The sequence below is a fragment of the Streptomyces sp. NPDC052023 genome (assembly GCF_044548465.1).
GTDB lineage: Bacteria > Actinomycetota > Actinomycetes > Streptomycetales > Streptomycetaceae > Streptomyces.
Map to the genome: position 1 here is coordinate 127,294 of NZ_JBIUBW010000008.1, position 18,969 is coordinate 146,262.

Sequence of the window (18,969 nt, forward strand, 5' to 3'; positions counted from 1 at the left end):
GCGCTCGGGGAACCGGAAGGGTCCGGCTGACAACGAGAGCGTGAACGAGCCATCAAGTTTGGGCTAGACCCGTTATCTGTTCGTGATAATTCGAGAGGTCATCCGGACGGGGCGGTTCAGCCCCTCAGATGCGTCGTGAAGGAGAACCGGTCGCCCCGGTACAGGGACCGCACGCGCTCCAGCGGCTCCCCTTCCGTGTCCCTGGACACCCGGTGGATCAGCAGCATCGGCAGCGCGGGCGGCGTACCGATGAGCAGCGCCTCGCGCGGCGTGGCCAGCACCGTCTCGATGCGCTCGTCGGCGTCGCCGAAGCCGATGCCCTGGTCCTTGAGCCAGGCGTAGAACGAGGAGTCCGGGTCGAAGTCCACGTCGAGCCGGGGCACCCGGGCCACCGCGACGTACGTGCTCTCCAGGCCGACCCTCTCGTCGTCGGCGAGCAGCAGGCGCTCCAGGTGCCAGACGGCCTCGCCGCGCCGCAGCCCGGTCTCGGCGGCGAGACCGTCCGGGCAGGGGAAGCGGTCGAGGGTGACGAGGTTTCGCCCCGGGGTGCGGCCCTGGCGCCGTACCCCTTCGGTGTAGCTGGCCAGGGACAGCGGCTGCTCCAGCTTGGGTCCCGCGACGACGGTGCCCCGCCCCTGCCGGCGCAGCTTGCCCTCCAGCACCAGCTCGCGGATCGCCTGCCGCACGGTCTCGCGGGCGACCTCGTACCGCTCGGAGAGATCACGCTCGGTGGGCAGCAGCCCGCCCTCCCCCAGGTCCTCGATCAGCCGGTCGAGCCGCGCCTTGACCGCGTAGTACTTGGGGATGCGGCCGTGCTCCGGGATGCCGTAGCGGACGGGGGCGCCGGGGGCCTGGTCGTTCGGGTAGTCCACGCAGGGATCGTCGCACGGGCGGCACCCGGGCTCAGCGGCGCCTCCGCACCATCACCAGGGCTCCACCGGTGACGATCAGCAGGAAGGAGGTCGCGGCGAGAGCGCCACGGGGCGTGGTGAGGCCGGTGCGGGCGAGTTCGTCGGCGAAGGAGAGACCGCTGTCGGGGGCGGTGGACGCCGCCGCGGAGGGGTCGTCCCCGTCCGGCTCGGCGCTGCCCTCCGTCTCCGTAGCCGACTCCGCCCGCACCCGGAACCGGTAGTCGTTCGACTGCCCGACCCAGTCGCCGTCGTCCTCGCGCCGCTGCACGACGGCCGCGTTTGCGGTGACGTCGTTCGCCACGGCGTCGGAGGTGAACGCCAGCCGTACCCGCACGGTGAGGGTCTGCCCCGGCTGCACGGCGAAGCCCGCGAACCCCTCGCCGAAGACCCCGACCAGCTCGTCCCGGTCGGTCCGCTCGAACCGCACCGCGCGGGGACGCGCCCCCTCGTAGAACTCCAGCCGCGGCTGCGAGGGCTTCAGCGCCCGCTCGCCGTCGACGAGGACGACGACCGGGTGGATGCCGGTGCAGGCGCTGCGGGTGGTGTTGCCCAGCTCGATGGACCAGGTCCCGAACCCGCCCCCGGCGTCGTAGGACCCCGGCCCGCCGACGATGCGCGTGGTGATCGGGAACTGCCGGTCGTCCGCTGCGGCGCACTGGGGCGCGGGGGCCGCGCGCAGGGCGCGCGCGGCGGGCTTGTGCGCCGGCGGGACGGACGGTGTGCGCACCGGCGGCACGGAGGCGGGGAGCGTGTGCACCGGCGATACCTCCGTGCGAACCGCGTGCACGGGCGAGGCGGCTCCACCGAGGAGGGTGGCGGCTGCGGCAAGGCAGAGGGAGACGGGCGTGCACAGTCGCATGTCTCCATTGCGCGCCACCCGCCTGCGGCTCGGCGAGAACACCGCGCCGTACGGCCCAACAGGTCCGCCCGATCGGGCAGATCGGCCACCGCGCCCCTGCGGCTACGACGGCGTCGGCAGCGTGAGGATCTCGGCTCCGTCCTCGGTGATGGCGATCGTGTGCTCGCTGTGTGCCGTCCGGCAGCCCGTCGCGCTGCGCAGCGTCCATCCGTCGGCGTCGACGACGAGCTCGGCGGTGTCGGCCATGACCCACGGCTCCAGCGCCAGCAGCAGTCCGGGGCGGAGTGTGTAGCCACGGCCGGGTCGCCCGGTGTTCGCGACGTGCGGGTCCTGGTGCATCGTCGACCCGATGCCATGGCCCCCGAATTCGGTGTTGATCCGGTACCCGGCTTTTCCGAGCACCGTGCCGATGGCGTGGGAGATGTCGCCGACACGGGCTCCGGGGCGGGCGGCGGCGATCCCTGCGGCCAGTGCGCGCTCGGTCGCCTCGATCATCGCGATGCTCTCCGGGGGCCGCGCATCGCCCACGACGAAGCTGATGGCGGCGTCCGCCGCGGTGCCGCGCCTGGAGACGGCGAGGTCGAGGGTGAGCAGGTCGCCGTCGGCGAGCGTGTGGTCGTAGGGGCGTGCGTGAAGCACCGCGTCGTTGACTGCCGTGCAGATGTGGTGGCCGAACGGGCCGCGTCCGAAGGACGGCGCGTAGTCGACGTAGCAGGACGAGGCCCCCGCCTCGGCGATCATGGCCTTGGCCCACCGGTCGATGTCCAGGAGGTTCGTGCCGGCCACGCACCGGCCCTTCAGTGCCTGCAGGATGTCTCCGACCAGGGCGCCGGTGTCCTTCGCCCGGGCCAGCGGGGAGGGGTTCAGGATCTCGATCATGTGCCACTTTCCTCGCGGAACCAACAACTATACCGGTAAAACTATACCGGTATTTGAATGGCGTCCGTGCGCCGGCGGCGGGGCCGTCGGCGGTCCGCTCCGCAGGCCGGGACGGTGGCGGTGGCGGCTCCGTGAGGGCCGGTGCGTGGCCGGGAGGGGTGAGGCCGGCGACGGCCTTGGGCGCAGCCGGCCTGCCGAGGGCGCGCCGGCCGGCCCCTCACATCCCACCCCGCCCGAACAACGGCGCCAGCAGCAGCTGTGCCGCGCCCTCGGCGACCACGCGCCGCCCGCCCCCCGCGATCCGGACCGGCACCGCGTCCTCCCCGGTCCGCTGGGCGCGTTCGTCCAGGACTCCGGCGACGCCGCGGACGAACAGCTCCGGCTCGGCCGCGACGACGCGGCCGCCGAGCAGCACGAAGTCCACGTCGAGGAGTGCGACCAGGTTGCTCGCGCCGACCCCCAGGACGCGCGCCGCCTCCGCCACGTCCCCGCGTGCCACGGCGTCGAGACACAGCGCCTCGAGGCAGCCGCGGTTGCCGCACCCGCACACCGGCCCGTCCAGCTGCACGACCTGGTGCCCGAACTCCCCCGCCAGGGTCCGCGCCCCGCGGTGCACCGCGCCCCCGATCACCAGCCCGCACCCGAGGCCCGCCGCGAAGTGCAGGTACGCGAAGGATCCGCCCCCACCCGCCACGGCCAGCCGCAGGGCGGCGGCGTTGGTGTCCTTGTCGACGACCACCGGCAGCCCCAGCCGCCGCCCCAGCACCTCGCGCAGCGGAAAGCCGTCCCACTCCGGGAACCCGGTGACCCGGTGCAGCACCCCGTGGACATGGTCCAGCGGACCGGGCAGGGCGATTCCGGCCCCGAGCAGCGAGCACACCCAGGCGGCCCCGGCACCGCCGAGAACCTCCGTGACGAGCCCGGCCACGTCCCCCACGACGACCTCCGCCCCCGCCCCGAGGTCCATCTCCGTGCGCCGCTCCTCCACCACCGTGCCGGCCAGGTCGACCAGCACCACGCGCAGTTCGTCCCGGTCCAGGTGCACCCCCACGGCATGCCCGGCGCCCGGCACCAGCCGCAGCACCGTCCGCGGCTTGCCTCCGGTGGACACGAGGCGCCCCGCCTCCGTCAGCAGCCCCTCGTCCCGCAGCCGGGCGGTGATCTTGCTGACGGCCTGGGGTGTCAGTCCGGTCCGCTCGGCGAGCTCCAGCCGGCTGACCCCCTCCGTCCCTGCCCTGCGCAGGAGTTCGAGGACGAGCGCGGCGTTGTGACTGCGCACCGCCGGCAGGTTCGCCCCCAGTCGCACATCGGGCCGCGCGCCCCGCCCCGCGCCCGCTCCATTGGTGGTGTTCGGCCTGTTCACGTTCCTATTGTCCCCTCCGCTTGCACTTTGGCAACAGCGTTGCGAAAGTGGATGCATGACTGGCACACCCCCTGGCCCGCCCCTCCGCGCCGGCCTCGTCGGCTACGGCCTCGCGGGCTCCGTCTTCCACGCCCCGCTGATCGCCTCCACCGAGGGCCTCGCCCTGGACACGGTGGTCACCTCGAACCCGGAGCGGCAGCAGCAGGCCCGCGCCGAGCACCCGGGCGTGCGGGTCGCCGCCAGCCCGGACGAGCTCTTCGCGCGCGCCGGCGAACTGGACCTCATCGTCATCGCGTCCCCGAACCGGACGCACGTCCCCCTCGCCACCGAAGCCCTGAAGTCCGGCCTGCCGGTGGTCGTCGACAAGCCCGTCGCCGGCACCGCGGCCGAGGCCCGCGAGCTGGCCGCCCTCGCCGACGAGCGCGGCCTGCTCCTGTCCGTCTTCCAGAACCGCCGCTGGGACAACGACTTCCTGACGCTGCGCCACCTCCTGGCCGAGGGTGAGCTGGGCGACGTATGGCGCTTCGAGTCACGCTTCGAGCGGTGGCGTCCGCAACCCAAGGGCGGCTGGCGGGAGTCGGGGGACCCCGCGGAGATCGGAGGTCTGCTCTACGACCTGGGCAGCCACGTCGTCGACCAGGCCCTGGTCCTCTTCGGCCCGGCCACCTCCGTCCACGCCGAGGCCGACATCCGCCGCCCGGGCGCCGAGACGGACGACGACACCTTCATCGCGCTCACCCACGCGAACGGCGTCCGCTCCCACCTCTACGTCTCCGCGACCACCGCCCAACTCGGCCCGCGCTTCCGGGTGCTGGGCTCGCGGGCTGGTTACGTCAAGTACGGCCTCGACCCGCAGGAGGCGGCGCTGCGTGACGGCCGGCGTCCCGGCACGACCGCCGACTGGGGCACGGAACCCGAGTCCCTGTGGGGCCGCGTCGGCTCCGGCGAGTCCCCGCTGAGCGGTGGCGGCCGACCCGTGCGCACGCTGCCAGGCGACTACCCCGCCTACTACGCGCGGATCGCCGCCGCCCTGCGCGACGGCGCCCCCAACCCGGTGACCGCCCTGGAGGCGGCCGCCGCCCTCGACGTACTGGAAGCGGCCCGCCGTTCGGCCCGCGACGGAGTGACGGTGACCCTGTGACACACAGCCGCGCGAGCGCGACGACCCCGAAGCTCACCCCCGAACTCACGCCCACCGTCGAGGAGCTGGAAGCCCAGGAACGCCGCCTGGTGTTCCGGCGTTTCACCTTCGACGACGCCTGGGCGCTCGGCTCCCTGCTGGTGGAGCTGGCGCGGGAACGGCAGGCGCCGGTCGCCATCGACATCCACCGCGCCGGCCAGCAGCTCTTCCACGCCGCCCTGCCCGGCTCCACCCCGGACAACGACGCCTGGATCGCCCGCAAGCGCCGCGTGGTGGAGCGGTACGGATCCGCGTCGTACCTGGTGGGCGCCCGCTTCCGCGCCAAGGGCACGACGTTCGAGGAGTCCTCCCGGCTGGACCCGGACACCTACGCGGCGCACGGCGGCTCCTTCCCGATCACCGTGGAGGGCGTGGGCGTGATCGGCTCGGTGACGGTGTCCGGCTTGCCGCAGCTCCAGGACCACCGCATCGTGGTGGAGGCGCTGGAGCACCTTCTGGGCGATCAGGCCTGAGTCCGCGGGATTATCCCGAGCGGCCCTCCGGTTGGCCCAGCTGTCACGGCCGTCACGGCAACCGGAGGGATCGCACCATGGACGTGGACAACCCCGCAGCCTCGCTGAAGGAACGGGTGGGACGGTACGGCATCTGGAGCGTCGGCCTGCGCGCGGAGGACCCCTCCCGGCGCGGCGAACTGACGGACGCCGCCGCCGAACTGGAGGACCTCGGCTACGGCGCCGTGTGGCTCGGCGGCAACAGCGCCGCCCGGCACGCGGCCCTCCTCGTGGGCGCCACGTCGCGGATCACCGTCGGGACCAGCATCCAGAGCATCTGGCAGTACGAGGCGAAGGACAGCGCGGCGGCCTTCGCGGACCTCGAGGCCGCCCACCCCGGCCGCTTCGTCCTGGGTCTCGGCGTCAGCCACGCGAAGCTCGCGGAACAGTACCGGCGCCCCTATTCGGCCCTCGTCACCTACCTCGACGCGCTGGACGCGGCCGGCGTACCCGCCGAGCGCCGCCTGCTGGCCGCGCTCGGCCCGAAGACCCTGGAACTGTCCCGGGACCGCGCGGCCGGCGCGATCCCCTACCTGGTCACACCGGAACACACGGCGTACGCCCGCGAGATCCTCGGCGAGGCCCCGCTGCTCGCTCCCGAGCTGAAGGTCGTCCTGGAGCGGGACCCGGACCGGGCCCGCGGTGTGGCCCGGGACTACCTGGCCATGTATCTGGCGCTCCCGAACTACACGAACAACTTCCTGCGCCACGGCTTCACGGAGCCGGACCTGGCGGACGGGGGAAGCGACCGCCTGATCGACGCGGTGTTCGCGTGGGGCGACGAGAACAGCATCCGGGAGCGCGTCGCGGCGTTCCACGCGGCGGGCGCGGACCACGTGGCACTCCAGGTGGTCGAAGCCGGGCCCAGGGAGACGCTCCCGCGGGAGGGCTGGCGGAGGCTGGCCGGCCTGCTGGCGTAAGGCGCGGGCTCCGGCGGCCGGGGGGCGGCGACCCAGCCGGGGGGCGCCGCCCCGGCGAGGGTCCCCCGGACGGTGCGTCACCCCCGCATGAGGGTGCGCCACCGCCGGCGCAAGGGTGCGCCCCCACCGCGCAAGGGTGCGCCCCCGCCCTCAGGCGTCCTTCAGCTCCTGCCGCTGCCGCCCCAGCCCTTCGATCTCCAGCTCGACCACGTCCCCGGCCCGCAGATACGGCTTGGGCTCGGGCTGCCCCATCGCGACACCCGCGGGCGTACCGGTGTTGATCACATCGCCCGGATACAGAGTCATGAACTGACTCACGTACCGCACGACCTCCCCCACGGAGAAGATCTGCTCCGCGGTCGTCCCGTCCTGCTTCAGCTCCCCGTTGACCCACAGCCGCAGCGACAGCTTCTGGGGATCGGGGACCTCGTCCGCCGTCACCAGCCACGGGCCCAGCGGGTTGAACGTCTCGCAGTTCTTGCCCTTGTCCCAGGTGCCGCCCCGCTCGATCTGGAACTCCCGCTCGGACACGTCGTGCGCCACCGCGTACCCGGCGACATGCGCGAGCGCCTCCCCGGCCGACTCCACATAGCGGGCCGTACGGCCGATGACGACCGCCAGCTCCACCTCCCAGTCGGTCTTCCGGGACGCCCGCGGCACGAGCACCGTGTCGTTCGGGCCCACGACCGTGTCCGCGGCCTTGAAGAAGACCACCGGCTCGGCGGGCGGCTCGGCGCCGGTCTCCCGGGCGTGGTCGTGGTAGTTCAGGCCGATGCACACGATCTTGCCGATGCGCCCCAGCGGCGGCCCGATCCGCAGCCCCGCCGCGTCCAGCGCGGGCAGCTCCCCGGCGTCGGCGGCCGCACGGATCCGGTCGAGCGCCGCGTCGTCGGCGAGCAGCGCACCGTCGATGTCCGGCACGAGTCCGGACAGGTCCCGCAGCACGCCTGTGGCGTCGAGCAGCGCGGGCTGTTCCGCCCCGGCCGTTCCGACTCGCAGCAGCTTCATGGTCACAATCTCCCTCGATCGTGGGGCGCCCGCCGACGTGTGCAGCCATCGGAGGACTGGTCGATCCTCCAAGGTGGCGGTCCAGTCCGCAATACCCCGTTCACGTACTGGACCGTAGGGAGGGCGCCCTCACCGGTACAGCACGGCCCGCTCCACCGCGCTCCACGTCGTGCTGGTGACCACGTAGAGTGCGGCCGCCAGCGGCACCACCGCCACGGTGACCAGCGTGAAGAAGGACATGAACGGCATGACCCTGGTGACGGCGCCCAGGCCCGGCAGCTGCTCACCCTCGTCCGGCACGGGACGGCCGGCGGCCATCGTCCGCCGCGTACGGCGGTAGGTGAACACCGCGACGACCGCGACGAGCGCGAACAGCGTGACGTAGACCAGGCCCGCCGCCCCGAACACCCCGCCGTCGCCCAGCGCGTCCAGCCACCGGTCCCCCAGCGGCGCACCGAGCAGCTGATGGCCGAGCAGGGCGTTGGCCTCGCCGCCGATCGTGGGGTTGGAGAACAGGTGGTAGAGCAGGAAGAACGCGGGCAACTGCAGCAGACCGGGCAGGCAGCCGGCCAGCGGCGACACCTTCTCCTTCGCGTGCAGCTCCAGGACGGCCTGCTGAAGGCGCTCGGGGTTCTTCCGGTACTTCTTGCGCAGCTCGGCGATCTTCGGCTGCAACTCGGTGCGCGCCTTCTGCCCGCGCGCGGACGCCCGGGACAGCGGCAGCACCAGCAGCCGTACGAACGCGGTGAACAGGACGATCGCGGCGGCGGCCGCGGAGGCGTGGAACAGCGGCTGGAGCAACTCGGCGAGCTGCCCGACCAGGTCGGCGAAAACGGACATGGGTGAGCCCTCCGTCAGGGGTCTCGTCGTGCCGGAACAGGGAATGGCGGCATGACGACCCGCGCGGGGTCACGCTGTGGTGCGGGTGGGTGGTGCGGCGTGCCCTACGCGACGGTCGTCAGGAGGGCGTGTCCGGGCGCTCGGGGACGGGTGCGCCCCTTGGCGTCGGGGTCGCACTGCGGCAGGAAGGCCGTACGGCGGTCCCGGTCGCGGATGGCGGTGCGCACCCGCGTGGGGAGCACGGCGGGCGCGCAGCGTGCGGCGAGCAGCGTGCACACGGCGAGCGCCGACCCGGCCGCGGCGGTCGCGGCGAGCGCGACGGTGGCGGAGAGGGAGCCGACGTCCAGCAGCGCCAGGTCGAGGAAGAGGATCAGGAGCAGGACGGCGGGGCGCGGCCTCGCGCACTTCCGGATCATCCCGGCTCCCCTCCCTCGCGCTGTCGCCGCTGTTCGCGTGTCCGTTCGTTTATACCTCACCGCGGGCGCATGGACAGGAGCGTTCCCCACACGACCAGGCGGTACTTGGACGTGTACTCGGGCGTGCAGGTGGTCAGGGTGATGTAGTACCCGGGACCGCGGTAGCCCCGGCCGGGGTGGACGAGGCTGCGCGGCACGGGCCGTATCACCGCGGTGTCGCGGGCGGAGGTCTGCGGGAGGGTCTGGTCGACGGCGTACGTGTACACCGCGGACCGTGTCTCCACGACGATCCGGTCGCCGTCGCCGAGCCGGTCGAGGTGGCGGAAGGGCTCGCCGTGGGTGTTGCGGTGCCCGGCGAGCGCGAAGTTCCCGGCCCGTCCCGGCTGTCCGGTGCCGGGGTAGTGACCGGCGTACCCCTTGTTCAGTACGTCGGGCTTGCCGATGCCTTCGGCGACGGGGACGCGGAGGTTCAGGCGGGGGACGGCGAGGATCGCGTAGGCGTGGGAGGGCACGGGTCCCGCGGGGACGTGCGGCTGGGCCGGGGCCCGCCCGCGGGCCGGGGGTTCTCCGGCCTCGGCACCGGCACCGGCACCGGCCGGGTCACTCTCCCGACCCCGCCCGGGCGTGCCGCCTCCCCACTCCCGCTCCAGCGCCGCCACCTCCCGCTCGGCTCCCTGCCGGGCCTGCCGGTTGGTCCACCACAGCTGGTGGACCACGAGAAGCAGTACGACGACCCCGGCGGTGACCAGGACCTCCGCACCCGTCCACAGCGCACGCCGGCGCCGGGCGCTGCGCCGCCTGCCGGTGTGCTGCACGACGGGCACGCGCATGGGCGGACGCCTCCTCCACCGTCGTACGGGACGGGCCGCCCGCACGATAAGCGGCGGGGCGTGAGGTCTCCAGACCCGTGGCGGGCCTTTCGCCCACGGTATCCGGGCGGCTCAGACGACGGGCTCCCCGATCCCGAGCAGGTTCCCCTCACTGTCCCGGAACCATGCGGCACGCTCCCCGCGCGCTCCCTTGCTCGGGTAATGCCCCTCCACCTCGGCGATCCCGTCCGGCGACGTCCGCAGCCCCGGCAGGTCGACGACCTCGAACACGACACCGCGCCGCTTCAGAGCCGCAACGACGCTCTCGACGTCGTCGACCTGCCAGCCCATCTGCGTGAAGGTGCCCGGCGAGGCCCCCGCCGACTCGAACAGGGCGAATTCCACGCCCCCGCACCGGTACAGCAGCCCACCCGGCCGCTCGTCGACGGGGTCGAGCCCGAGCTTGTCCGAGTAGAAACGGCGGGCCCGCTCGAGGTCCTGGGCGGGCAGCCGAGTGGCCGGGCGGCCCCCGGCGAGGCCGGTGTCCCTGTCATCCATACCTTCACTGTGCCGCAGCCGGGCGGCGAGGTCCTGCGGGCGGCCGGGGACCAGACTCTCCTTTGTCACCGCTCGGCAGTACGGTGTCCCCCATGCGCCCCGACACGCCTGCCGAAAACGTCGACCACACCACCGAGGCGGCCCGCCTGGAGCGAACCGCCGGCCTGTACCCCGAGGACGCCGAAGCCCTGCTGCTGCGGGCCGCGGCCCACCTCGAACTGTCCGGCGACCGCCCCGCCGCGACCGCGCTCTACGACCGCCTGCTCACCTCCGGGGACAGCCTGGAGTACCCGTACCTGGTCCGGGCCCTGAAGGCCTCGAACCTCTGGGAGTACGGCCACGAGGCCGAGGCCCGGGCGATCATCGACGGCATCCGCACGGCGGCCCCGCGGGACGCGGCCCCCTGGGTGATCGTCGCCGAGGCCCTCGAAGCGCACGACGAGCTGGAGACGGCGCAGGAGGTCTTCACCGAGGCCACCCGCCTCCTCACGACGGACGGCGCGCGTCCCCCGCAGCCCGTCCATCCCCTCTTCTTCGGCCGCCACCGGGTACGCCGCATGCTGGGCCTCGCCCACGACGAGTGGGACACCCTGGCCGACACGCTCCACTCGATGCCGGTCTCCCTGGACGAACTCCACGACCCGAAGCGCGTGTGGTCCCTGGGCTCGGACAACCCGGCGGAGCTGGAGGCGGAGATCTCCCGCCTCCGCGCCGAACTGGGCGCCTACCGGGAGGCCCTGTCCCGCCCCTTCCCCGTGGCGGTCCTGCACTGGCCGGCGGGCGAACTGACCGAACTCCTCTCGGCGTACCCCGCCCTGTCCGCGGAGTACCCGTCCCACGAGGAACACCTGTCGACCATAGAGACGTCCCTGCGGGAACTGTCCGCCTCCGGCACACCCAACCTGGGCGTGGTCACCGGCACGGTCCCCTCCTACGAGGCCTTCGCGGCATCGGAGGGCACGACCCCGGACGACGCGACCCTGCTTCCCCAGTACGCGACGACCCTGGCGGCGCGGGGACGGGCGGTGGCCTGGCCACCGGAGACGGGGGCGGGTTGCTGGTGCGAGTCGGGGCGGGCGTATGGGGAGTGTCACGGCGCGGAAGGCTGAGAGCTGAGGACGCTGAGGACAGGAAACCCGCAACGGCGGAGCTGAACGGGACCACAAAGCTCATCCCCTCTCGCGGCCCCTCACCCCACCCACCGGCACCCGGCGACGGTGAGCACCCCAGCCCCGCCGGTCCCCGCCACCCCGCCCCTGGGCCGCCCGGCCGCATGCATCCCCGCGGTGGAGGGGCGAGTGTCAAGAGTGGAGCGAAGCGGAATCGGCGAAGCCGACGCCCGAAGGGCGCTCTTGACCCTCGCCCCGGAACCGCCGCCCTCAAAACAACCGGGCGGCCATGGGCACCTTGCGGCCAACGCTCATTCCAACGCCCTGGAACGGTTACAGGACCAACGTCACCGAGACGCCGGCAGAATGAATCCGTGCCAGATGCCGTCCCCTCCTCACCCGCCGTCTCCATCCGCATGAGTCGCCAAGGTCGCCGCGACACGGCACCCGAGGTCGCGGTACGGCGGCTACTGCACGCATCCGGGCTGCGCTACCGCGTGAACGCGCCAGTTCCCGGCATGAGCCGTCGCACGATCGACATCGTCTTCCCGAAGGCCAAGATCGCGGTCTTCCTCGACGGCTGCTTCTGGCACGGCTGCCCACAGCACGCCACCCGACCCAAGTCGAACGCCGACTGGTGGCGCACAAAGCTCGAGAAGAACATGGCCCGCGACCGCGAGACCACGGGGCACCTCACCGAGGAGGGGTGGACGGTACTGCGGTTTTGGGAACACGAGGCGGCCGAGACTGTGGCACTGAGCATCGCAGCGGCGGTGCAGCGAAAGAGGGCCGAGCCGGCGCGGGGAAATCGATGAGCGGGCTGACCTTCGTGGACGTGTGCTCGGGCGCGGGCGGGCTCGCCCTGGGACTGGAGCAGGCCGGCTTCGAGCCGAGGTTGCTGCTCGACCAGGACGACGACGCCTGCCGAACCCTTTGGGCCAACCGTCCGCACTGGACCGTGCTCCAAGCGGACCTTCTGGACTTCGACCCGAGTGAGCACCCGCAGAGTTACGACGTGGATCTGCTGTCCGCGGGACTGCCGCGGGTGAAGTCCAACGCGACGGCTACCCGTGCCGAGTCGGGCGAGGAGGAAGGGCTGCTGAGGGCCGCCGTTTACCTCGCCCATGCGGTAGGACCGCGCGCGCTGCTCGTCGAGAACGTGCCGACACTGGCCCACTCGGACAGGTTCCGCGGTTTCCGAGAGTTCGCCCGGGCGGAACTGGAGCACCTCGGTTACGAGTTCAGCTGGTTCGTGCTGAACGCCGCCGACTTCGGAGTGCCGCAGGATCGCCGGCAGGGGGTCCTCGTGGCGATCAAGAAGCAGTGGTTCCCCTCGTTCCGGCCACCGGCCCCCACCGTGACGGACCATGTCTCGGTCGGAGAGGCGCTGGCGTCCTCCATGCGGTCGCGCGGCTGGAAGGACGCCGACCGTTGGGTGGCCCAGGCGACCACCGTGGCTCCCACGCTGGTCGGTGGATCGAAGAACCGCGGCGGGGCGGACCTCGGACCGGCCGGATCCAAGAGGAAGTGGGAGCGGCTGGGGGTGAACGCCCACTCATTGGGCGACGAGATCCCGGGGCCGGACTTCGTGTGGGCACCGGAACTCGGAAAGGACGGCATGGTGAGACTCACCGTGGACCAGACAGCCGTGTTGCAGAGTTTTCCCCTGGACTGGGAGATCACCGGCAGGAAGACGGCCCGGTACCGGCAGGTCGGCCACGCCTCTCCGCCGCCGGTGGGCGAGGCACTCGGCCTGGCCCTCGCCCGGGCACTTCGCTCCTGATGGGAGAATCGCCAGTTCACATCGGGAATTGCGGTCTCGCGACCGACCGCACGCCTTGGACGGTACCCGGGATGCCACGCTGGCTACACTTCCACCTCATGACCCGAGCACCTCATCCGGACGCAAACCAGGAAAAGCCCGTAATCGCGGACCTCTTCGCGGGACCGGGTGGCCTGGACATCGCGGCCGAGATGCTCGGCTTGCCCGCTATTGGCGTGGAATGGGACGAATCAACCCGAGCGACGCGTCGCGCCGCGGGCCTGCGCACCACCAGGGAACCAGACGTTGCGAAGGTTAACCCTCTCGACTCCGAGGTCGCCTCGGCACGCGTCCTCACCGGCGGTCCGCCCTGCCAGACGTACTCCGTGGCGGGCAACCGTGAGGGCCACAAGGCTCTGGAAGAAGTGAAGGACCTTGCCGAGCGCGTGGGACAGAGTCAGAGTGTGAAGGCTCTGGAGCGTGCCTGGGCGGAGGTGAACCGGAGAGCCGAGGAACTGTCGTGGGCCGACGAGCGCACCGGGCTCGTCCTCCAACCCCTGCGGTGGATCGTCGAGAAGAAGCTCAAGGCCGCTCCTTACGAGGCGGTGGTGCTGGAGCAGGTGCCCACCGTTCTGCCCGTCTGGAAGAAGTACCGCGACATCCTTCGCGAGCTGGGCTATGACGCCGGCTGCCACATCCTGCACACCGAGGAGTACGGGGTGCCGCAGACCCGGCGCCGGGCGGTGCTGATCGCCCGTTACCGGGGGACCAGAGGCGAGGACATCGAGTTCCCTTTGCTGACGCATCAGCGCTATCGCAAGGGAGTGGAGCGCCTCCCCGCTCAAGACCCCGCAACGCCGAGCCGTGATGTCCAGCAGAGCACTCTCTTCGAGTCTCCGGCCCGGCGCCGCAGACCGGATCCATGGGTCTCCATGCGCGACGCGCTCCAGGAAACCCGATCCACGGACTTCGTTGTTCGCTCCAACTACGGGTCGGGAGGCGACCCCAAGAAGCGAGGGCTCCGCACCTCCGACATGCCGGCCGCCACTGTCACCGGCAAAGTGCGCCGCAACAAGGTGTTCGAACTCAAGGGCATCGACGACGACGGCGAACCTGAGCTGGGTCCGGAGCAGGAGCGTTTGACGCTCACCGAGGCAGGACTGCTGCAAACTTTCCCAGCCAAGTACCCCTGGCGAGGGACCGACCGCGCGCAGCAGATCGGCAACGCGATTCCGCCGCTCCTGGCCGTCCATGTCCTGTGCACGGCGCTGGGGCTCGACGAGGAGCGCAAGAAGCGTGCCATCGAGGCGCTGAGGTCCTGGCGCCCTACCCGCCCATAGGGGCAGCGATCAGTCCTCCTCCGCCTCCACCTGGCTCTCCTCCTTGCCCCGGACGGGCGCGTCCGCGAACAGCTCCGCGAAGTGGTCCGTGAGACGCTCCACCGAGTCCTGCGGAGCGCCTTCCTCGGCGGGTCCGACGGGAAGCGGGCGGTGCTGCACCGAGATGCCGGCCTCCGCCTCGTCGATCCATCTCCGCAGAGCCCCGGCGTCCCGTTCCACGTCCGGCGCGATCACGTCGTACATCAGGGTCGCGGCCGCCGTGTTGACGGCCTTGCCCAGTGCGTTCGCCTCCCGGCCCGTCCGGACGACCTCCCGGCGCAACAGCCCGACCAGGGCCTGCGCGGTGGGCCGGTGGTCGATGACGTCCAGTCTGAGCACCGTGTTCAGCATGTCCTGGTTGCCGCAGGCCACGACGACCGGTTCGTAGTCGGACCCGTTCCGGAACAGCTCGGCCGACCACCAGAGACGGGCGAAGGCCTGCTTGTGGTACGGCCCCTTGAAGTACCGGGCGTTGACCATCTTCTTCGATTCGGAGCGGTGCCGCCAGACCACGAAGTCGGGGGCGACGCCGAGTGCCAGGTAGTTCCACAGCGAGGGGTCTGCGGCCTCCGCCCGGGTCAGGCGAAGGATCGCGTGGAGGCGTGGGGCGAGCCAGGCGTCCGCCTGCGTCGGCCTGTCGTCCCGGTAGATGTACATCGCGTCGTCGATCAAGTCACGCAGCGCGCGAAGTCGCAGGCGAGGACTCTCGGGCAATGGCTCGGCCGCCTGGTTGAGGGCGATCGCCGGGACACTGTCCTTCCCGGACAACAAACCGTCGCCGATGAACCGCGCCGCGTTCTCGTCGGCGAGGCGAGCCAGGTACTCGGGCAGGTGATCGGGTCTCTCGGTCATGCCTCGTCCTCACGCTTGAGCTTGTCCAGGCCGCGTACCGTCTCCGTGAGCGCTGCGGGCACACCGGCCCTGCGCATGGCCGCGTATTGGATCCGCGGCTGCAGTTCGGTCCATCCGGTCGCCCCCACTCGCCGGCGGTGCACCTCACGCAGGGCGTCCTCGAGAGTCCGGTCGGGCACGACGTCGGGCAGCATCTCCCTGAGCACCTCGCCCCGCCAGCCGTACGGGTAGAGCGGGGTGCCGTCGTCCTCGATCTCCAGGTCGCCGATGGCCGAGTGGAACACCGCGATCCACACGTCGGCGGCCATCTGGGACACCATCAGCTCATTGACCAGGCCCTCGGGCCCCCGACCCTCGGCGTTCAAGACGTCCGTCATGCCCTCGAAGTCGGTGTTGATGTGGACCGTGGGGAGCTTGCCCGAGGCGTTCACGATCCACGGGACGTCCACGAAGTTCTGCAGCCAGCGCGGCCCCTTGGCGAACCCGACCTCCTTGATGTCGAAGGTCTCCTCGCGTACGGGCGCATCGCTCCTGGCGTCGACGACCCAGTCGTCGGTCGCCTCCGCGATGATCCGCCCGGGTACCCCGTCCACCGTGGCCACCACCTGGACGGTCAGCGTGCCGCGCTCGAAGAGATCGGCGCGGAGCACCCTGAGTTCGCCGCGCCACTCGCGTCCGCCTTCCGACTCGGGGACGAGCCGGGACGTGACACGCGTGTTGGTCGTCCGGTCGGCCAGCACGGCGACCACCACGACGTCGGACCACGGGCCACCGGGCTCGGTAGCCTTCGAGGGAATCGTCGCCGAGACGGTCAGCGTGGCAGTCTCCCAGTCCTCCGTCTCCGCCAGACCGAGCGCGACGACTCGCTCCGTCACGGAGCGCGCACGGGAGTCGAGCTGTTCGCGCGGCTGCTGAGGCGCCTTGACCTTGACAGCATCCACACGCAGGGAGACCGTGCCGCGCAACCGCGGGTACGGAAAGACTTTCACGACAGCGACTCCCCTTCACCGGTGCGCAGTTCGACGACCAGACCGCTCAGCTTCGAGCTGACGGCATGTGTTGCGGGATCGGTCGTCCCGCGGAAGGTCGCTGAGCGGGCCTTCTCAGCGAAACGCAGAGTGCCGTCCACCACCTGGCAGTTGTCCACCCCCACCAGCTCGGCCCACGCAATGGTGGGACGCGGCCCGGAGCGCACGTCGAACTTGGCCACGGGGGCCAGGCGCCACGTGTGTCCACCGGCGGGGATCCTGATCTCGCCGATCACCTGCCAGGCCCCGCCGTCGAGTACCTGGGCGTCCAGCTCCTCCAGGACGGGCAGCGTCGCGGCCGACAGACGAGGTTTTCTGGTCTTCCCCGTGCCGACGGTCACCTTCTCGGCAAGCCGGCCTCCCCCGGCCTTGGCCCGCTTCTTGGGTCGAGCCACCAACTCCCTGATCGCCGCGTTGGTCTCCCGAGTGAGGGAGGCGATCCGCCGGTAAGCCGAGGGCGAGTAGGTGAGCGTCAGCTCCTCGGTCTGACCCCACTTGTTGTGCTCCGGGGGCTCGGCGGCCCGCAGGAACTCCTCGGCTTCGGCGGCGAACGGAGCCTGCGGACCCGCCGCCGCACCGGTGAGCAACACCGCTTGGAACGGGTTGGTGGACAACGGCAGGCCGGGAACGGTGGTATCCCGCACCGTCATACGATTGCCGCGCATCGCCGTGACACGGTTCGGCTTGCCGTCCGCGTCCTCGGCGTCCGTCACCAGGAGTACGGCACAGTGTTCTCCTTGAGAGGCTCGTCCGCCGTCCCTGGCGGGGAGGTTGAGGGACACGGTGGTCTGGGCGACCTGTCCGGACTCCGTGAGCCGTTCCACAGTCGTACCGTCCAGGAACGCCTTCAGGGCGCGGGTCCGGGAGGGTTGGGCGACCGCGGGATCCACGCGCTGCTCGGCGATGACCACATCGCCGTTGCGCAGGGTGCGCACGGAAGCCTCCAGCAGGGGTAGTTGGTCCCCCCCGCCCGTCATTGCGGCCCAGAAGTTCTTGCCCAAGGCTCGGACGAGCCGTCGATGCATCCGCTGAATGCTGTCGTCGTCCTCCCCCTCGTCGCCCTCGAGTGCGGCATTGTCGTCAACGAGGCTCGCCACGTCGTGGGCCCCCACGATCAGGAACGACGTCCCTGGCTCGCCGCTCTCTCGTGTCAAGTGAAGGGATGCGACCGTCTCCTCGTCCGCCCACCAGGAGCGCACCACGCGGGCTCCTGGTGATTCGGGGTCAGGTCGCCCGAGCCACGCGGGGCCGGCCCACGGCTCGCCGTCGACCAGACGCCACGGAAGATCCAGGCGGCCGATGAGCCGTCGCTCGGTTCGGCCCTCGTGCGGCTCGGACAGCGTGGAGTTCATGAGCACCAGCCCGAGTCGGCTGGTGGCCCACAGGGTGGCCTTGCCCAGGCCGTACGAACCACCTGCCGACGTATCGGACTTGTGGCTGTCGAGCTGACGCCGCACCACCGCCGCGAAGCGCCCGTCGTCGTAATCGTCGCCCGTCAGACCCGCCGCGTTGTAGTCGTCCACCCGCAGCAGAACGAGTCGGTCGTGCTCGTACATGTCACGCAGCCCCGCGTCGATGACCCGGCCGACCTTCTGGTCCTGCGCGCGGGCTGCCTCGTAGTGCGGGTACAGCTCGTCCCACTGGATGGCCTCTCGGAACCTCGCGAGGGTCTCCCCGGTGAGTTCGTGCAGGGTGTAACGGACCCGCACGGGACGCCCGTTGGCCGCGAGTCGCTCGTCGAGGCTGTTCTGGCAGGTCTCCCGCGCCAGCACCGACACGTCGGCATCGAAGGCGAACGCGGCTGCGTTGCCCAACTCCCGCCCGCCGTCCGCATGTCCGGGACGGTGGTACCAGCCCACGGGGAGGCCGGCCTGGGTGTCGGTGGTGCGGGTGTGCACCGTGGCCAGATCGGTGTTCAGGGCGCGGGCGATGCGTTCGATCGTCTCGGTTCGCGGGGTCGCCCGTCCGGTGATCCACGCCGAGACGGCCGCGCGCGTCACGTCCACTGCCTGGGCCAACTCGGTCTGCGTCATGTCGGCGAGCTTCAACTGCCGCGCCAGCCATGGACCGAAGTCCTCGCCTGCTTCCACGGTCACCTGCTCTCGGGTCCTGCTCCATGTGCGATCGGACGGCACCACCCTACCCGCCCGTTTGACAGCACACCCCCTGTCAAACGAGCTTTGACATGCATCCGGGTCGTCGGAACTTGACCTCATGGAAGATTCACCCCTAATGCGCCCCATTGCCCCTTTCGCCAGTCGTGAATTCGACGCTCGAACCCCCTTGCGCATGCTCTCCCCGGCCGGGTACGGTCCCTTCAGCGGCCCCACCCGCCTCGGAAGAAACAATTCTCCGACGTCCTGGTAGAAGTGCGCCGTCTTCTTTTCGTCACCTTTTTCGACGGCATCACAGACATTGGCGTGCGGGTCCGCTTCCGCGTGCCTGATTCCGTTTTCCAGCCCTCTTCCAGTCGCCGATACCGGCTACTCGCTGACCGGAAAGTGCAGGCCGCCTTGCAGAATGCTGACGCCCCGCCCGACGTAGACATTCGGTTTCGCCAGGAAAACGCGGCACGTCTCCGGAA

19 protein-coding genes are annotated in these 18,969 nt (G+C 71.4%); 7 read left to right on the forward strand and 12 right to left on the reverse strand.

The window, feature by feature from the left end; genetic code table 11:
• Positions 1-116 precede the first annotated feature (116 nt).
• The 4 genes from ACIHCM_RS18645 to ACIHCM_RS18660 all read right to left on the reverse strand — a co-directional run bounded on the left by ACIHCM_RS18645 (position 117) and on the right by ACIHCM_RS18660 (position 3,949).
• Positions 117-872 (reverse strand): GntR family transcriptional regulator, encoded by a 756-nt coding sequence (locus tag ACIHCM_RS18645; protein ID WP_399896781.1) that lies wholly within the window; start codon positions 870-872, stop codon positions 117-119.
• A gap of 31 nt (positions 873-903) precedes the next feature.
• Positions 904-1,770, reverse strand: coding sequence for a hypothetical protein (locus ACIHCM_RS18650; protein WP_399896784.1), 867 nt, complete (start codon positions 1,768-1,770; stop codon positions 904-906).
• 102 nt (positions 1,771-1,872) lie between these two features.
• On the reverse strand, positions 1,873-2,649 hold the full coding sequence (map, locus tag ACIHCM_RS18655; RefSeq protein WP_399896787.1) for a type I methionyl aminopeptidase: 777 nt from the start codon (positions 2,647-2,649) through the stop codon (positions 1,873-1,875).
• Between the two features lie 217 nt (positions 2,650-2,866).
• The gene (locus ACIHCM_RS18660) at positions 2,867-3,949 is read right to left on the reverse strand and encodes an ROK family protein (protein ID WP_399897174.1); all 1,083 of its coding nucleotides are present in this window, start codon (positions 3,947-3,949) and stop codon (positions 2,867-2,869) included.
• A 118-nt stretch (positions 3,950-4,067) separates the two neighbouring features.
• Between ACIHCM_RS18660 and ACIHCM_RS18665 the strand changes: the two genes are divergently transcribed.
• The 3 genes from ACIHCM_RS18665 to ACIHCM_RS18675 all read left to right on the forward strand — a co-directional run bounded on the left by ACIHCM_RS18665 (position 4,068) and on the right by ACIHCM_RS18675 (position 6,624).
• On the forward strand, positions 4,068-5,153 hold the full coding sequence (locus ACIHCM_RS18665; RefSeq protein ID WP_399896790.1) for a Gfo/Idh/MocA family oxidoreductase: 1,086 nt from the start codon (positions 4,068-4,070) through the stop codon (positions 5,151-5,153).
• Positions 5,150-5,665, forward strand: a complete 516-nt coding sequence (locus ACIHCM_RS18670) for a heme-degrading domain-containing protein (RefSeq protein WP_399896793.1) — start codon at positions 5,150-5,152, stop codon at positions 5,663-5,665. The genes ACIHCM_RS18665 and ACIHCM_RS18670 overlap by 4 nt, the downstream gene beginning before the upstream one ends.
• 77 nt (positions 5,666-5,742) lie before the next feature.
• Positions 5,743-6,624, forward strand: a complete 882-nt coding sequence (locus tag ACIHCM_RS18675; protein ID WP_399896796.1) for an LLM class F420-dependent oxidoreductase — start codon at positions 5,743-5,745, stop codon at positions 6,622-6,624.
• Positions 6,625-6,774: 150 nt separating this feature from the next.
• On the opposite strand, the gene ACIHCM_RS18680 is transcribed toward ACIHCM_RS18675, so the two are convergent.
• The 5 genes from ACIHCM_RS18680 to ACIHCM_RS18700 all read right to left on the reverse strand — a co-directional run bounded on the left by ACIHCM_RS18680 (position 6,775) and on the right by ACIHCM_RS18700 (position 10,255).
• Positions 6,775-7,632 carry a fumarylacetoacetate hydrolase family protein gene (locus tag ACIHCM_RS18680; protein WP_399896799.1) on the reverse strand — a complete coding sequence of 286 codons (858 nt, stop codon included), beginning with the start codon at positions 7,630-7,632 and terminating at the stop codon, positions 6,775-6,777.
• A 129-nt stretch (positions 7,633-7,761) separates the two neighbouring features.
• Entirely contained in the window at positions 7,762-8,472 is a 711-nt protein-coding gene (locus ACIHCM_RS18685) for a YidC/Oxa1 family membrane protein insertase (protein WP_399896802.1), read from the reverse strand.
• 104 nt (positions 8,473-8,576) lie between these two features.
• Positions 8,577-8,888: a DUF6412 domain-containing protein gene (locus ACIHCM_RS18690; protein ID WP_399896805.1), complete on the reverse strand. Its 312-nt coding sequence runs from the start codon at positions 8,886-8,888 to the stop codon at positions 8,577-8,579.
• A gap of 56 nt (positions 8,889-8,944) precedes the next feature.
• Complete coding sequence (locus ACIHCM_RS18695; protein ID WP_399896808.1) at positions 8,945-9,718, reverse strand: class E sortase; 774 nt, start codon at positions 9,716-9,718, stop codon at positions 8,945-8,947.
• Positions 9,719-9,829: 111 nt separating this feature from the next.
• A complete protein-coding gene (locus ACIHCM_RS18700; protein WP_399896811.1) occupies positions 9,830-10,255 on the reverse strand; it encodes a VOC family protein in 426 nt (141 codons plus the stop codon).
• A 92-nt stretch (positions 10,256-10,347) separates the two neighbouring features.
• Here ACIHCM_RS18700 and ACIHCM_RS18705 point away from each other — a divergent pair, with 92 nt between their 5' ends.
• From ACIHCM_RS18705 to ACIHCM_RS18720, 4 genes are all read left to right on the forward strand, one after another.
• Positions 10,348-11,364, forward strand: a complete 1,017-nt coding sequence (locus ACIHCM_RS18705; RefSeq protein ID WP_399896814.1) for a hypothetical protein — start codon at positions 10,348-10,350, stop codon at positions 11,362-11,364.
• A 416-nt stretch (positions 11,365-11,780) separates the two neighbouring features.
• Positions 11,781-12,179 carry a very short patch repair endonuclease gene (locus ACIHCM_RS18710; RefSeq protein WP_399897177.1) on the forward strand — a complete coding sequence of 133 codons (399 nt, stop codon included), beginning with the start codon at positions 11,781-11,783 and terminating at the stop codon, positions 12,177-12,179.
• A complete protein-coding gene (locus ACIHCM_RS18715) occupies positions 12,176-13,147 on the forward strand; it encodes a DNA cytosine methyltransferase (RefSeq protein ID WP_399896817.1) in 972 nt (323 codons plus the stop codon). The genes ACIHCM_RS18710 and ACIHCM_RS18715 overlap by 4 nt, the downstream gene beginning before the upstream one ends.
• A gap of 98 nt (positions 13,148-13,245) precedes the next feature.
• Positions 13,246-14,466, forward strand: a complete 1,221-nt coding sequence (locus ACIHCM_RS18720) for a DNA cytosine methyltransferase (RefSeq protein ID WP_399896820.1) — start codon at positions 13,246-13,248, stop codon at positions 14,464-14,466.
• A gap of 9 nt (positions 14,467-14,475) precedes the next feature.
• Here ACIHCM_RS18720 and ACIHCM_RS18725 read toward each other — a convergent pair whose 3' ends face one another.
• From ACIHCM_RS18725 to ACIHCM_RS18735, 3 genes are read right to left on the reverse strand one after another with little or no spacing between them, the layout of a single operon-like run.
• Positions 14,476-15,357: a DUF6339 family protein gene (locus ACIHCM_RS18725; RefSeq protein ID WP_399896822.1), complete on the reverse strand. Its 882-nt coding sequence runs from the start codon at positions 15,355-15,357 to the stop codon at positions 14,476-14,478.
• Entirely contained in the window at positions 15,354-16,346 is a 993-nt protein-coding gene (locus ACIHCM_RS18730; RefSeq protein ID WP_399896825.1) for a hypothetical protein, read from the reverse strand. The genes ACIHCM_RS18725 and ACIHCM_RS18730 overlap by 4 nt, the downstream gene beginning before the upstream one ends.
• Positions 16,343-18,475 (reverse strand): helix-turn-helix transcriptional regulator, encoded by a 2,133-nt coding sequence (locus tag ACIHCM_RS18735; protein ID WP_399897180.1) that lies wholly within the window; start codon positions 18,473-18,475, stop codon positions 16,343-16,345. Before ACIHCM_RS18735 ends, ACIHCM_RS18730 begins: the two co-directional genes overlap by 4 nt.
• Between the last annotated feature and the right edge of the window lie 494 nt (positions 18,476-18,969).